Genomic DNA, 14,469 nt, shown 5'->3' with positions numbered 1-14,469 from the left:
GTATGACATCATGGACTCTGTCGCTAGAACGAGACTTCAGCACCGGGGAAGTAGTGTTCTAAAATTTGCTCTGCCGTCCATCCGCGCTCGGCAAATGCTTTTGCTCCGTATTGGCTCATGCCGATCCGGTGCCCCCATCCTTTTCCCGTGACAGTGATCGAGCTAACCCCTGACGGCGAGGCGGAAAGCGGCACGATGCCATCCGTTGTTTGCACCTTGATTCCTTCGACGCCGGCGAGCGAAACGGTTCCGCTCCCTGTTTGGACGGAGTAAGATGACAAGGAAGAGGCGGCGATGTTGCCGCTGGCCGTTTGAATCGACACGGATGGGCCGCTTTTTTGCACTTGAATGTCAAACCAGTTGGACGGCAAGATGCCGTAAAATTGATTGCCGTCTAGCGGGAACAGTTTGCGGATGATCGCTTCATTGCCTTTCACCGTTTTTTCGCCTGCCGAGGTTTCAATCGTGACGGCCCCCACTTCTCCGTTCGCGCCGGTTTTGGCGATCGAGACGTCGTATAAAACAACCGATGGATCGTTGAACCCGAACGAACGCAACAGCACAGCTGGGGAGAAGGTGAATGACCATCGGCTGTACGGCGATGATTCATACGGGTCATCGACGCTCGCCAAATATGGGTAGGCGGTTTGCGACGAGTTCCAGACGTCGCTTACATTGGCGGTTCTGCCGCCGCTTGTCGAGTGGTAATACGTTTCAATGATACTGCCATTATATTTCAGATACCATCCTCTTGTTGCATCCACTGCCGCGTTCGATCGTGGAGATTCTCCATCATATCCTTTATACGTCTGTGTGTTTGGATTGGTCGTCAAACTTGTTTTATGTTTATAGGCATAGTTTCGGGCCGCAATGGCTTGCGCCTTCAGCGCCTCAAGCGGCCAAGAGGCAGGCATCTCGCTCGGCACGACTCCTTTTAAATAATCTTCCATATCTAAAATATTGACAGCATACAAGGCGCTGTTTTGCAGGCGAATGTCGACGCTTCCCCGATACCGCGTTTGGTTCACCTTGACAAGCGACAACGGCGCCGCGCCGATCGTTTCTTGAATGGTAAATCCGGTGCTTGAAAAATCCGTCTTTCCATTGTACGTGACAAACACGGTCGAAGAGGAAGACTGAAATGTCAGATTTGTCCCGCTTGGCAGCGGGGTGATCGTCAACGTCTCTTTATTGACGATTTGATAGTTTCCTTCGACGGCGGCTGTCACCGATGTCCCTTTATATAAAAGGACTTGCACGGGATTGTTGTACGTTTTCACCCCAGCGGCGTTCGACGCGGAAGGAGAGACGATGAGCAAAAACAGGCCGACGGCCAACCACGCCAATTTTTTCACCGTCTACTTCACCTCACCAAATTCAGCGGCCATCCAACCCTGACGCCCATCAGACAGTTGCACGTTGTACCATTTCTCCCCTTTGCTGTTGGTAAACGGCTGAATATAGACCATCTCTGTCCCTTTTGGAACGGTCGCAATAATCGGATAAGAAGTCGTCGCTCCTTTTCGAATATTGACCGCGGCCGTGGCGATGACGTGCTTGGTGCTGTCGCTGCTGACGGCGGATGTCGAGACATCGCCGGAATAAATCCAACCTTTCAACGATGAGGAGAGGATGATGTTGTACCACAATCCTTGGGAAGTAAGGTGCGCCCCGACCACTTGCAGTGAAGCCCCTTTCTGTTTATAAGTGATGACACGGTATCTCGTTGCCGCTCCGCTGCGGACGGCCGCATTGTTTTTCACTACATAGACGACAGAAGGCAAAGAAGGCGAAGCGGGTTTGCTAGCAAGTTGTTGTTGAAGTTGTTGAATTTGTTGTTGCTGGGCGGCCAGTTGTGCTTTCAGGTTGGCAATGTCGTTTTTCATCGGGTTGAGCTGGGAAGTCACCCAGTCGACGCTCGCTAACACGACTTCTTCTGATGCTTTCATCGCCGATGGCGTAAACAAGAGGGCGCCTGCCGTCATTCCGACCGCCAGGCTGGCAGCAACGGCCCATTTGGCTTTTCGTTTCATCATGTTTCATCTCCCCCGTTTTTGGATATGGAAAGAAAGGAGAATAATAGCTTTCCTAAAAGGCCGGTGAAAAACAACGGATTCGCTCGGTTCATGAGGAATCGCAAGGAATGAAAACGCGATGCTGCCATGTTTCTCAGTTTGACGAACTCCGTCGTAAAGCTTTGCAATCCGTTGCATTACCGGCCTTCTCATGCTATTATTCTCCGAACGCGAACAAACTAGAATTGGCTGAAATACTCTTCCAGTCCTTCGCGAATGCCGACGGCCGCTTTTTGGCGGAACGCTTTCGTTTTGAGCTGCGCCTCTTCATTTGGATTGGAGATGAAGGCGAGCTCAACGAGAATGCTCGGCAGCTCGTTTTTCCGGTTGACGTAAAAGTTTTGCGTTTTATGGCCGCGGTCATATGTTCCGAGCTGTTGGACAAGATGTTTTTGCACGATGGCGGCCAACTGCTCGCTTTTTGGCCCATTGAAGTTGCTCGATACGTTGTAGTACGTTGTCGTTCCGCGAGATGTCCGCGAGTATGAGTCGGCGTGAATGCTGATAAAGGCGTCGTAGTCGGAACTGTTGGCGATCCATGTCCGTTCAGACAGCTCCAAAAAGATGTCGGTGCTTCGCGTCAATTTCACGATCGCTCCGGCCCGCTCCAATTCTTCTTTTAGCAATAAGGCGGTGTCGAGAGTAATATCTTTTTCCCGCGTGCCGCCAGGGCCGATCGCCCCGGTGTCGTGCGCCCCATGCCCTGCGTCAATGATGATTTTTTTGCCCTTGAGTCCGGTCTCGAGAATTTTCAGCGCCAATCGGTCGCTGTAATGGCGAAGGGTGAACGTGTACCCCGGTTCAAAGGTGATGAGCAGGCTGCTGCCGGTCCATTCCACGGTTTGTATGCCTGGAATATCGGTCGACGGGACTTCAGCGTAGGAAAACGAGCCGGTGATTTTCAGACGATTGCCCGGCAACAACGAATAGGAGACGCGGAAATTAGACGTTTTTTTCCATGTCAAATAGGCATTGTCGTTGATGGTCGAAAACGTCGGTTCCACGAGACTATTTAAGGCGACGGTAGAGGTGCTCGATTCTTCCACCCATCCGCGGACGCCATTGGATGTTTCGACATTCAGCCATCCATGATATTCGTAAAGGACAGCAAGCCGCTCATTCGCTGCCAACGCCTTCAACGATTGATAGTTCGAAGATGCACCTCGGCGCAGCGGAGTGCCCGCCTGTTTGACGTATACGTAGGATGGGGCTTTTACTTCAAACACCGGCATCCATCCCGTTTTCCCCGATGCAGAGGTGACTTGCACCCAGTCGAACGGAGATGCTTCTGTCGTCTTCAAAACCGTGACCGTTCGGTTTTTCGCAATCCGCTCGATGACGGCGGCGCTCAACGAAGGTTCGGCAAACAGCGCCGCATTAGTGGTTGTCACCTGCTTTTGCATCCCCTGGCTGGCTGGTGGGGAAAGGTAGGATTTGGTTACAACCGTCTCGTGCACCCAGCCGAGCGTTTTTCCATTGAGGGACACTTTGTACCAAAGCGCTCCCGACGCATCTTTGGCGCTTGACAGGCTGTTCAGTTTGGTTCCTTTTTTCAGTTGGGTGACGACTTTTGCTTTTAAAGATGGAGCTTGCCGCACATTGGCGACCGAAACGCTGACCGTCAGCGGCTGGCCTGAGACGCTGGACGTATCCGAGACACCGCTTGGAACCGACATGGTTGATGACATCGTCAACACTTTTTCCGACACCCATCCCCGGACATGTCCGAGATCAACGCGGCACCAAAGTTCCTGACCATTTGTGACGAACAAATCGATCACTTTGACAGATTGACCGCGTGACACTGTAGCGACGGCGCGGTAATGGACGCTCGCCCCGCGGCGAACCGGGGAGGACTGCACAACGTTCATGAATGTCGGCAAAAGTGTCGGAAGCTGTTTGAGTATGTAGATCTGTTCCGTTTTCACCCATCCTTTGACTCCCGCCCACTCCACACGCACATACTGTTCCCCGAGCGAATTGGTGAACTCGGCAATGATGGAGACGACATCGCCGTTAGACAGTGTTTTGACGACCGGATAGTAAGGGGATGCCCCCTTGCGCATCGCGATGTCGTTGGCGGCGATCACCGCACGCTTTCCGACGAGCATGGAAGGCGGTTGGTTAGAAAAGCTGTCCGCACGCGTCCAGCCGGTGACGCCTCCGTACTCGATGCGGTACCACGTTTCACCATAGGCATTTTGAAACTCGTCTATGACTTTCACTTGTTGGCCAGCGGGAATCGAGCCAACGGACCGATATGAATCGGTTGCCCCTCTTCTCAGCAACGAGTCTTGCTTGGCGAACATCACGTTAGGGAAGGCGGAAGAGACATGCGCTTCAGAAAAGTCGTCTGCCCGCGCCCAGCCTGTGATGCCCTTATATTCGATGCGATACCACGTTTCGCCAGCAGCGTTTTGGAACTTGTCGATGACCTTTACTTGTTGGCCAGCGGAAATGGATTCGACGATTTGATAGGAATCCGTCGCTCCTCTCCTCAGCAAAGCGTTATGCTCCGCGACCATGAGTGTCGGTGAGGATGAGGACGGACTTCCATCGGCGGCCAAGGCGGCCGACGGCCACAGCGGGCAAGTCGCTAACAAGACGGAAAGAAGCGTTTTTTTCAAGGATTCGATCCCCCCTTTTTTCTCAAGTTTGCGTTTTCTATACTATCATAGCGAATTTTGCCGTTTTATCCAACCCGAATTCAGTCCTATTATGAGAAAAAATGAAAAGTTTTGTTGAAAAAGAGAAAAAAACAGAGGACATGAAAAGTTGTGTTCTTTCATCATCATTGCGGCATGATATACGCTGTAAATGGAAAAAGGCGCCCCATTGCTTTTGGGAGCACCTTCTTTGTGATCGTTAATTTTGGTTTTGTGTGGATGGTGAATTGCTGCGCGTGAGGGAGGCGTTGGACGTCTCGAGCGCTTGCCGCAGCGTTTCATTGATTGAGCTGACCGATTGCTCGTCGGGGATGTAGTAGTACACGCCGTTGATTGTTTCGTCGTATCCTTTCAAATGCAAATTTTCTACATCCGCGTTTTTCATTTTTTGATAGACATAGATGAACGATAACAAATCGGCCGGAGGGATGTTCGTCCGCACGTGATCCCCTAAATCGGCGATGATGTCATCCAGCTTCGGCAGCGAGGTGATGGATGTGCTTTTGTCAATAATGGCACGAATGACTTGTTTTTGCCGCTCGTTTCGGCCAAAGTCGCCGCGGGGGTCCGATTTTCTCATGCGCACATAGGCGAGCGCTTCATTGCCATTCAACTCTTGTTTGCCTTTATGGAACGTATGCCATTTGAGGGAGCCGGTCAGTTGGGCTTTGAATGTGAACGGAACATCCACCGTGACGCCGCCTAAGGAATCGACAATTTTCTGGAACCCGTCAAAATCGGTTGTCACGTAATAGTCAATCGGTACATCGATCAGCTCATTGACGGCTGCAATGGTCGATTGAATGCCGCCTTGACTGTAAGAATGGGTGATTTTGTCTTTCCGCCCTTCGCTCGGGATGTAAACGCGCGTGTCGCGCGGAATGCTCAACAAATACACTTTGTTCGTCTTCGGATTGACGGTCAAAAGCATGACGACATCAGACCGCCCCTCCTCGTCGTGGTACTGGTTTTCCACTCCGACTAACAGAACGGTAAATGGGTCTTTGCGCACCTCAATGTTTCTTGCCGGCTGATCAAGCGCTTGATACATTTTGCTTGACGCCTGTTTCGTCTCGGAGTAAATATTGTAGCCAAAGGCGCCGACACCCCCGAGCAAAAGAAGAAACACGAGCAAAAATAATCGGCGGAGCCGCTTTTTTTTCTTTCGCTTTTTCACCGTTTTTCTTGTATGATTCATCGTTTAACCCTTCTTTCCTTTCCAGTTTCGTTTTAGGAAGACGGAAGCAACCGTTCGGCATACTCCATCGCTCCCGCCTGAATGTCCGCCCTTCCGTTTGTCAGTTCGGTCATCCACTCGCCGAACGAAGACTGGCTGTCCTCGGGAACGAGAACATCAAACGTGACGCGGTCGGCATATTGGATATTTTTAATAGTATATACGGAAGAGCGCAGCTCATTTTCCACCTTCCCAAGCCACGAATAGTCAATCATCACCTGCATGACGCGCATGAGCCGGCGTTCGACGATGCCTGCGGCGTTCAGGCCTTCTGAGACGGCGCGGCTGTATGCACGCACCAAGCCGCCCGCACCGAGCTTGATGCCGCCGAAGTAGCGGGTGACGACGGCGACGGTGTCTTTCAATCCTTTTTTCTTCAGCACTTCAAGCATCGGCACCCCTGCGGTGCCGCTCGGCTCACCGTCATCGTTCGCTTTTTGGATTTGGTCATGCTCCCCAATCAAATAGGCGGAGCAGTTGTGGGTGGCATCCCAATGCTTCTTCTTGATCTGTTGAATAAAGGCGATAGCCTCTTCTTCCGTTTCCGCGCGGTTGACATAGCAGATAAACCGTGATTTTTCAATTACGATTTCGTGTTCACCGTATCCTTTAACCGTGTAATATTTTTGCAACAAAACGAAACACCTCAACGATCAACATCGTGCAAACGGTTTATTTGTTTATTTTTGCAAGAACGGCTAGCGCTCTACTCTCATTATGGTAAACTAAAAATAGAGCATGCTTTTATTATTATAAATCGACAACTTTTTTCCTTCAAACAAATTTTGCTGGCGCCCATGCGCACCGCTTGGCAGCGCTGTTGGAGGTTGGCAAATGGCTAAGGCAAAACAGTGGGACGTAAAGCAGTTAGATCGGATTGTCGAAAAAATGATTGACACCGTTCAACATAGCAAAGACGAAATTTTCCGCATCGGGGAGCAGTCGCGTCAAGAGCACGACCATTTGCTTCGCGAACTTGAGGAGGTGAAGCGGCTGACCGTGCAGGCGATCGGAGAAGCGGATCAGCTGGAAATGAAGGCGCGTCAGGCGCGCCGCCGCCTGTCGGAAGTGAGCCAAAACTTTTCGACCTACTCGGAGCAAGATATTCGCGAGGCGTATGAAGCGGCGCACGAGCTGCATATGAAGCTGACGATGGTGCGCGAGCGGGAGAAACAGCTGCGGCTGCGCCGTGATGAACTCGAGCGGAGATTGGCGAGCTTTGCGCAAATTATCGAACGCGCCGATTATTTAGTCGGGCAAATTACGGTCGTGCTCCACTACTTAAACAGCGATTTCCGCCAGGTCAGCGAGCTCGTTGAAGGAGCGAAGCAAAAGCAGGAATTTGGGCTGAAAATCACCGAAGCCCAGGAAGAAGAGCGGCGTCGGCTGTCGCGGGAAATCCATGACGGCCCGGCGCAGCTGCTTGCGCATGTCCTGCTTCGATCGGATCTCGTCGAAAAGGTGATCAAAGAGCGAGGGACAGAGGCGGCGATCGCCGAGATTCGTGATTTTCGCAAAATGGTGCATTCGGCTTTGTCCGAAGTGCGCCGCATCATTTACGATTTGCGGCCGATGGCGCTTGATGATTTAGGATTGGTTCCGACGCTAAAAAAATACTTGCAAACGACCGAAGAATATAATAACGGAGTCCACATTTCCTTTGTACATATCGGCGAAGAAATTCGGCTGCCGTCGCGGATGGAGGCGGCCGTGTTTCGCCTTGTCCAAGAATCGGTGCAAAACGCCTTGAAGCATGCCGAAGCGCGCCACATCGACGTCAAAATGGAAGTGACGTGCCACCATCTGCTTGTCAGTGTCAAAGACGATGGCAAAGGATTTGATCCATTGGTCAAAAAAGAAAATGCGTTCGGCTTGATTGGCATGCGGGAGCGGGTGGAGCTACTCGGCGGCACGCTCGACATCCGCTCAAAGATTGGCAGCGGAACGACCGTGTTCATTCGCGTTCCGCTCGACCGTTCGACTGACGAAACGAACAAGGAGGAGAGGAAACGATGAAAACACGCATCGCGATTATCGACGATCACCAGCTGTTTCGCGAGGGCATCAAGCGCATTTTGGAATTTGAGGGCGATTTTGAAGTCGTGGCGGAAGGAAGCGACGGAAGCGAAGTGCTTTCGATCGTCGAAACATACCGCCCCGATTTGGTGCTGATGGACATCAATATGCCGGACATCAACGGCGTGGAGGCGACGAAACAGCTGATCGAAGCTTACCCTGATACGAAAGTCGTCGTGTTGTCGATCCATGACGATGAACACTATGTGATGCGCGCTTTGCAGATGGGGGCGACGGGGTATTTGCTGAAGGAGATGGATGCCGATACGCTCATTGAGGCGGTGAGAATCGTCGCGGAAGGCGGATCGTATTTGCATCCGAAAGTGACGCACAACTTGATTCGCGAATACCGCCGCTTGACGTCGGAAAAAGGCGGCGTGGTGGTCAAACAAGAAGTGCGTCGTCCGCTGCATTTATTGACGCGGCGCGAGTGCGAAGTGCTGCAGCTGTTGGCCGACGGCAAAAGCAACCGCGCCATCGGCGAAGCGCTGTACATTAGCGAAAAAACAGTGAAAAACCACGTCAGCAGCATCTTGCAAAAGTTAAACGTCAATGATCGGACGCAAGCCGTTGTGGTCGCGATCAAAAACGGCTGGGTGGAGGTGCGCTGAACGGAACGGGGGCTCTCGCCAGTCTTTGCAGCGGTGCGTTGACGATCGAAGCGGCTTCCTGTGGCATCGATGCGCCGTTTGGCGGCGAAGGAGCGGCTTGGGCAAAGCGTTGCATGAGGATCAACGATGTTCCGCTTCACGGTCTGCCCGCGTTCTTTGCCTCCTCATGCATCGAGCGGTGGTGGACAACGAGTCTTTTTGGTATAATGGCAGAAAATGCTGAATCAGGAAGGAATGGCATCTGTGAAAATTGCGATTGTCACCGATAGCACGGCTTATTTGCCGAAAGACGTGCGCGAGCGGCTCGGCATCCGGATGATTCCGCTCAGCGTCATTTTTGGGGACGAAACATATCGCGAAGAGATCGATATGACGGCGGATGAATTTTTTGTCAAAATCAAGCAGAATCCTAAGCTGCCGACGACATCGCAGCCCTCAGTCGGCGAATTTGTCAACTTGTTCACTGCCATTCGTGAGGAAGGGTACGACGCTGTCATCAGCATCCACCTTTCAAGCGGCATCAGCGGCACGTATCAAGGCGCGGTGACGGCGGGAACGATGGTCGATGGTCTGCGCGTTTACGCCTATGATTCGGAAATCAGCTGCATGGCGCAAGGGTTTTACGCCATCGAAGCCGCCGAGATGGCGAAGGCGGGGAAAATGCCGGAGGAGATTCTCGCCCGTCTTGATGAGATGAAGCGGACGTTGCGCGCCTATTTTATGGTCGACGACTTGTCCCACCTGCAGCGTGGCGGACGGCTCACTGGCGCGCAGGCGTTCATCGGCGGCCTCTTGCAAATCAAGCCGCTCCTTCGCTTTGAAAACAAAGTGATCGTGCCGTTTGAAAAAATCCGCACGCGCAAAAAGGCGGTGCAACGCATCGAAGAGCTGTTCGCCGAAGATGCGGAAAAGGGTGTGCCGCTCAAAGCCGCCATCATCCACGCCAACCAGCCCGATGAAGCGCACCGCTGGCGCGATGAGCTGTCCGCCCGCTATCCGCACGTCGAATTTTCGATCAGCTATTTTGGCCCCGTCATCGCCACGCACGTCGGCGAAGGGGCGCTCGGGCTGACGTGGTATCAGCCATAAGTCGAGGCCGCAAAGCGCCGCCTCGAGGCGCTGCAGCCGAGCACAAGGCGGAACGGTGTGCTCCGCCTTGTGCGGCGGCGAATTTGTTTTACATTCGTTTTCTCACCTCCTTATGAAACGGACCGGAGATGTGGGGCTGGCCGAACTTGTCGAACCGTTTTCCTTTCCTGAAAAATTTGTCGCTATTTCCCCGGGAATGTTGTCGAAACACGTTGTCGATCGACTCGATGACTCTCTGTGGATCTTTGATGTTGTCGGATTTCGCTTTATCCTTTTCTTTCGAAGGTCGATATGTCGTGAAAAAGAGGGTCAAACCACATCTTGACTCCATTGGGAAGCCCTTTTTGCCTCCACTTTCTTTGCCGATCGAAGGCTGCCGTTTTTTGCTTCCTCCCCATCTTTTCATCATTTTGTTAGAAGGGCGGTGATTTGCTAGCACAACCGCTTTCTCGCTTCGTTTCTCAACTAGAAAAACCTTGTAGCGTCGTTCCTTCTTTTCACACATTCAACTCATCGATCAAGGGGAACAGCGGTTTTCCACCCGCCTTTTAGGGAAAAACATCGTCAGCTCTGCTCTTTCTCCATAACACTGGCTCATTGATGCGCTCAAAGCCTTTCAACCTGGGGGAGCGCGTTTTTACCGCATCACTGCGCCACCCGCTCTTTTTGGCTCCCAGCTCGGGAACATGCTTTTCTTGAATTTCAAAAGGAGTGATGCTCATTGTACATTCTCCCATCTTCTGTTGCTTCGCCGCTCGTTTCCTGGCTGAACGGTCAGCGTCTCCCGCGGGAGCAGCTGCCGTTTCCCGATGGAGAAGTCGCTGCCGCCATCCAGACCGGTTTGCTTCACGAACAGCCCGGGCTCATCAAAACAGCGCGCGCCTGGCGCTGCGTCCGTTGCGGAAATAACGATCCTCATCTTTTTGCCGCGTTTCCGTGCGCCCGCTGCGGGGCAGATTGTGCGTATTGCCGCAAGTGTCTCGTGATGGGGCGCATCAGCTCCTGCACTCACCTTGTGCACGTGACGATGCCGCTTCCGTCCGAGCCGCACGAAGCGCCGCTCGCTTGGGACGGGGAACTGTCCGCCGCCCAAGCGGAGGCCGCGCAGGCTGTCCGACAGGCGGTGCTGGACCGAAGCGAGCTGATCGTTTGGGCCGTATGCGGGGCAGGGAAAACCGAGATGTTGTTTCCCGCCATCGCTGCCGCCTTGGAGGAAGGTTGGCGCGTTGGCCTCGCCACGCCTAGAGTGGACGTTGTCCGCGAGCTCGCTCCGCGCTTCCGCCAGGCGTTCCCGCGCGTTTCGCTCGCCGTATGGCACGGCGGAAGCGATGAGCGCGGGCGGATCGCTTCTTTGGTCCTCTCCACCACCCACCAGTTGCTGCGAGCCTACCGCGCATTTGACGTTATGATCGTCGATGAAGTCGACGCCTTCCCGTATTCGGTTGAACCGATGCTTGAATACGCCGTCAGTCAAGCGCGGAAAGAACGATCAAGCCTCATCTATCTCACCGCCACTCCCTCCCGCGCTTGGCAACGTGACATTGCGCGTGGCAAACGGAACGCCGTCGTCATCCCCGCCCGCTATCACGGCCATCCGCTCCCCGTCCCCGTGCTTGAATGGTGCGGCAATTGGCGCAAGCGGTTAGAGCGCGGCCGCTTGCCCGAAAACGTCCTTGCGTGGGTTCTCCATCGTTTGGAACAGAGAAAGCAGGCGTTTTTGTTCGTTCCCCATATCGATGAGCTTGAAGCTGTCACCCGCCTGTTGCAACGAGTCGATGCCCGCATCGTCGGCGTTCATGCCGAAGCCCCGGATCGCGCCGATCATGTGCAGGCGTTTCGCGACGGGCGCGTTCCGCTGCTTGTGACGACGACGATCCTTGAACGGGGAGTGACGGTGCCGAACATCGATGTCGCCGTTCTCGGTGCCGAAGACCGCATCTTTACGGAAAGCGCTCTTGTGCAAATCGCCGGCCGCGTCGGCCGCCACGCGGCGTTTCCGGATGGCGACGTCCGCTTTTTCCATCACGGAAAAACGAACGAGATGGTGCGGGCGCGCCGCCACATTGTCCGCATGAATGAGACAGCGAAGAAAAGGGGGTTGCTGCATCGATGAACTGCCTCCTTTGCCATTCTCCGTACAACCCGATCACGAGCTGGCGCCAGCTGTTTCTTCTTGAAGACCCAGACGTCCTTTGCCCGCGCTGCCGCGGGTCGTTCAAACTCATTGACGGCCGCCTTTGCGAGATGTGCGGCCGCCCGCTCGAGGAAGCCAAGCCATCGCTGTGCGCCGACTGCCTTCGGTGGCAGGAAGATGAACAATGGGGGAGGGTGCTCGTGAAAAACCGATCCGTCTATCTATACAACGACTGGATGAAAGACGTCGTCGCCTTATGGAAATTCCGCGGCGACTATGTCATCGTCGAGGCATTCCGCCGTCCGTTTTCCCAAGCGTTTCGCCGACATTTCGGCCGCGATTGGCACATCGTCCCAATCCCGCTGAGCCCCGAACGGCTGTATGAGCGCGGCTTCAACCAAGCGGAAGCGCTCGCCCGCCTGCTTCCATCCCTGTATTTCCCTTGGCTGGCCCGTAAACATTCCGAAAAGCAATCGAAAAAATCGCGCCGCGAGCGGATGGAGACCGACAACCCGTTTTTTCTCTCCGGACATCCGCCGATTGACGGAAAACGAATCGTTCTCATCGATGACATTTACACGACGGGCATCACCGTCCGCCACGCGGCCCTTGTTTTGCTTGAAGCGGGGGCGGCAGAGGTGGGGGCGTTGACGCTCATTCGCGCGTAACAGTGTAAACATTGGAAGCCTACGTGCCGATATAATAAAGTAGGAGAACAAAGAGCGAGGAAGAATGATGATGCGTATCCATCACGATCAACGATCCAATGAGGTCGCCGCACCGGCTGTTTCATTGCAGCCGGGGAGCGTGCAGATGGCGGTAATGAAAGAAAGGTTCAACGATCAAGAGGCCGTGGTCGCCATCGGCCAACAGGATGTACGCGTCCACTTTGTGGATGGCGTCCCAAGCGAACGTTCGTTTATGGTGCGGCTTGTGAAGCAAGAAGGTGGAACTTGGATGGCGCAAGCGGTGCCACTATCATCTATAGGGCGGTTTCTGCCATCTTCGTTGGACGATGGAATCGATTCATGGCTGTCGGCCCGTGGCATTCGCCTGACCGAAAAGGAAAAAGAAGCCGTTCGTCGTTTTTGGGAGACGGAAGGCGGCTCGATAAAGAAAAAACAGGAAACCTTCGCTGCTTTGGCGGCGAAACAGCTCGAGGTGACCGAGACGCATTTGCGCCTAGCGCATGAAGCGCTCCATGGCCCGCCGCTCGGAGACCTGTTGGCGCCGTTGTTGACGAAAACGGAACCGGAAGAAACCCATGAAGCAAAAGCGGCGCCTGTTCGTGAACAAACGGAGCGATTGGAAGGTTCGCGCGCGTATGCGGTTGCATCGGAGCTGGTTCTTCCAACGGCAGAGGCTCGGACGTTTGTCATGACGGCAGTGACAGAAAAAATAAGGCAATTGGTCCACGATTTTCGCGTTTGGCAGCGTGATATGGTCCGTCAGCTCGAACAATTTGCGCATGCCGCTGCCCAACAGTCGACAGAGCGAGCCGCGCCGCTTGTTGAGTCGCTCATTCATTCACTCGACCGCATGCTGTTGCACGGGGAATGGTTGTTGTTTACTGACATGAAAACGGAAACGAAGTTGCTTGAGGCGGGGGCGAAATTGGCAGAAGCGAAACGCGGCCTTGCTGAAGGAAAGACGGACGAAGCGGCCAAGACGGCGCGTGAAGTGAAAGCGTTGTTGGAGTCGCTCCGCTTTCAGCCATCTGAACAAAAAGTACAGCGGTTTTTCATGGAATCGGAAGCGTGGCAGGGCACGAAGCCGCACGAGCAGCTGTCGCGCCTTCTGAAACATGTGGACCAAGCGCCCAACGATGGCGCATTATCGGCGAGAGGAGTCTTTGAATCGCTGCGCCGCCTCGGCTTTTTCCATGAACAAGAGACCGCCCGTGCGCTCTTGAGCGGAGAGCGATTACAGCCGGTCGAGAATTTGAAGGCGATGCTGCTGTCATGGGTTGAGGAAGGAACCGCTCCCGCGCAGGCGGAACGGCTGCTCATGAATCTTACCGGCCAACAGTTGCTCAACAAATTTACTGTTGACAGCCACACCCAAACTATGTTGTACCAGTGGCCACTCTCGCTTCATGGTGAGATGGCGACCGTACATGTGCACGTCAACGCTCGCAGCGGTGACGGACAGCTTGACTGGCAAAACTGCCGCCTCTACTTTTTGTTGGACACGAATCAAGGCAAAGTCGGCATTTCCTTGCAGGCGATCGAACGGCAGCTGTCCGTAACGGTGGAAACAGAATACGAGCGGTTGGCGGCGGTGTTGCAGTCATATGCGGCGACAGTCAAAGATCATTTGGAACAGATCGGTTATCGGGTGCAACGCCTCACTTTCCAACCGATGAACTCCCAAGACCAAGAGCGGGCGGCGACAGACAGAGTGAAGACGGAAAACGAAACGAGCCGGTAGCGTCAAAAGTTCTATGAAAACTCCACACAGATCATCCCATTGAGCATCGTGGGGCATGCGGAGGGCCGGATTCGCCCTTGACCAACACCCGCCAAAGGTGCGGAAGAGTCGTCAAGGGCGACGGGGACAAAAAAGAAGGCAATAAGAAAGC

General features: G+C 53.9%; 12 protein-coding genes. 6 read left to right on the top strand and 6 right to left on the bottom strand.

Translation table 11 applies throughout. The features are described 5' to 3' along the window. Positions 1-23: 23 nt before the first annotated feature. The 5 genes from NSQ51_RS14990 to NSQ51_RS14970 all read right to left on the bottom strand — a co-directional run bounded on the left by NSQ51_RS14990 (position 24) and on the right by NSQ51_RS14970 (position 6,613). Positions 24-1,355: a SpoIID/LytB domain-containing protein gene (locus NSQ51_RS14990; protein WP_049624567.1), complete on the bottom strand. Its 1,332-nt coding sequence runs from the start codon at positions 1,353-1,355 to the stop codon at positions 24-26. A gap of 3 nt (positions 1,356-1,358) precedes the next feature. Next, on the bottom strand, positions 1,359-2,036 hold the full coding sequence (locus NSQ51_RS14985) for an SH3 domain-containing protein (protein WP_049624568.1): 678 nt from the start codon (positions 2,034-2,036) through the stop codon (positions 1,359-1,361). A 218-nt stretch (positions 2,037-2,254) separates the two neighbouring features. Beyond that, positions 2,255-4,702, bottom strand: a complete 2,448-nt coding sequence (locus tag NSQ51_RS14980) for an SH3 domain-containing protein (protein WP_049624569.1) — start codon at positions 4,700-4,702, stop codon at positions 2,255-2,257. Between the two features lie 238 nt (positions 4,703-4,940). Then, positions 4,941-5,939, bottom strand: a complete 999-nt coding sequence (locus NSQ51_RS14975) for an LCP family protein (RefSeq protein ID WP_049624570.1) — start codon at positions 5,937-5,939, stop codon at positions 4,941-4,943. A 32-nt stretch (positions 5,940-5,971) separates the two neighbouring features. Next, positions 5,972-6,613 (bottom strand): YigZ family protein, encoded by a 642-nt coding sequence (locus NSQ51_RS14970; protein ID WP_049624571.1) that lies wholly within the window; start codon positions 6,611-6,613, stop codon positions 5,972-5,974. 199 nt (positions 6,614-6,812) lie between these two features. Here NSQ51_RS14970 and NSQ51_RS14965 point away from each other — a divergent pair, with 199 nt between their 5' ends. The 3 genes from NSQ51_RS14965 (at position 6,813) to NSQ51_RS14955 (ending at position 9,754) form a co-directional block, all read left to right on the top strand. After that, the gene (locus NSQ51_RS14965; RefSeq protein ID WP_121650075.1) at positions 6,813-7,994 is read left to right on the top strand and encodes a sensor histidine kinase; all 1,182 of its coding nucleotides are present in this window, start codon (positions 6,813-6,815) and stop codon (positions 7,992-7,994) included. Beyond that, positions 7,991-8,665 (top strand): response regulator transcription factor, encoded by a 675-nt coding sequence (locus NSQ51_RS14960; RefSeq protein WP_049624573.1) that lies wholly within the window; start codon positions 7,991-7,993, stop codon positions 8,663-8,665. Before NSQ51_RS14965 ends, NSQ51_RS14960 begins: the two co-directional genes overlap by 4 nt. A gap of 243 nt (positions 8,666-8,908) precedes the next feature. Beyond that, positions 8,909-9,754, top strand: a complete 846-nt coding sequence (locus NSQ51_RS14955) for a DegV family protein (RefSeq protein ID WP_049624574.1) — start codon at positions 8,909-8,911, stop codon at positions 9,752-9,754. Positions 9,755-10,302: 548 nt separating this feature from the next. Here the strand turns inward: NSQ51_RS14955 and NSQ51_RS14950 are convergent. After that, entirely contained in the window at positions 10,303-10,476 is a 174-nt protein-coding gene (locus NSQ51_RS14950) for a hypothetical protein (RefSeq protein ID WP_155266788.1), read from the bottom strand. Between NSQ51_RS14950 and NSQ51_RS14945 the strand changes: the two genes are divergently transcribed. From NSQ51_RS14945 to NSQ51_RS14935, 3 genes are all read left to right on the top strand, one after another. Next, the gene (locus tag NSQ51_RS14945) at positions 10,476-11,867 is read left to right on the top strand and encodes a DEAD/DEAH box helicase (protein ID WP_049624575.1); all 1,392 of its coding nucleotides are present in this window, start codon (positions 10,476-10,478) and stop codon (positions 11,865-11,867) included. The two genes, NSQ51_RS14950 and NSQ51_RS14945, sit on opposite strands and share 1 nt — an antisense overlap. After that, a complete protein-coding gene (locus NSQ51_RS14940; protein WP_121650076.1) occupies positions 11,864-12,556 on the top strand; it encodes a ComF family protein in 693 nt (230 codons plus the stop codon). Before NSQ51_RS14945 ends, NSQ51_RS14940 begins: the two co-directional genes overlap by 4 nt. A gap of 70 nt (positions 12,557-12,626) precedes the next feature. Then, positions 12,627-14,318, top strand: a complete 1,692-nt coding sequence (locus NSQ51_RS14935) for a hypothetical protein (protein WP_147432143.1) — start codon at positions 12,627-12,629, stop codon at positions 14,316-14,318. Positions 14,319-14,469: the final 151 nt, after the last annotated feature.

The organism is Geobacillus sp. FSL K6-0789 (assembly GCF_038593135.1).
Lineage (GTDB): Bacteria > Bacillota > Bacilli > Bacillales > Anoxybacillaceae > Geobacillus > Geobacillus stearothermophilus.
The sequence above is the reverse complement of the archived record's forward strand: the minus strand, read 5'-3'. Positions and strand labels throughout refer to the sequence as shown.

Excerpts from the sequence above, each read along its gene's own strand:
- NSQ51_RS14985 (WP_049624568.1), bottom strand. The coding sequence starts at position 2,036 with ATGATGAAACGAAAAGCCAAATGGGCCGTTGCTGCCAGCCTGGCGGTC.
- NSQ51_RS14975 (WP_049624570.1), bottom strand. The coding sequence starts at position 5,939 with ATGAATCATACAAGAAAAACGGTGAAAAAGCGAAAGAAAAAAAAGCGG.
- NSQ51_RS14965 (WP_121650075.1), top strand. The coding sequence starts at position 6,813 with ATGGCTAAGGCAAAACAGTGGGACGTAAAGCAGTTAGATCGGATTGTC.
- NSQ51_RS14960 (WP_049624573.1), top strand. The coding sequence starts at position 7,991 with ATGAAAACACGCATCGCGATTATCGACGATCACCAGCTGTTTCGCGAG.
- NSQ51_RS14950 (WP_155266788.1), bottom strand. The coding sequence starts at position 10,476 with ATGAGCATCACTCCTTTTGAAATTCAAGAAAAGCATGTTCCCGAGCTG.
- NSQ51_RS14940 (WP_121650076.1), top strand. The coding sequence starts at position 11,864 with ATGAACTGCCTCCTTTGCCATTCTCCGTACAACCCGATCACGAGCTGG.
- NSQ51_RS14935 (WP_147432143.1), top strand. The coding sequence starts at position 12,627 with ATGCGTATCCATCACGATCAACGATCCAATGAGGTCGCCGCACCGGCT.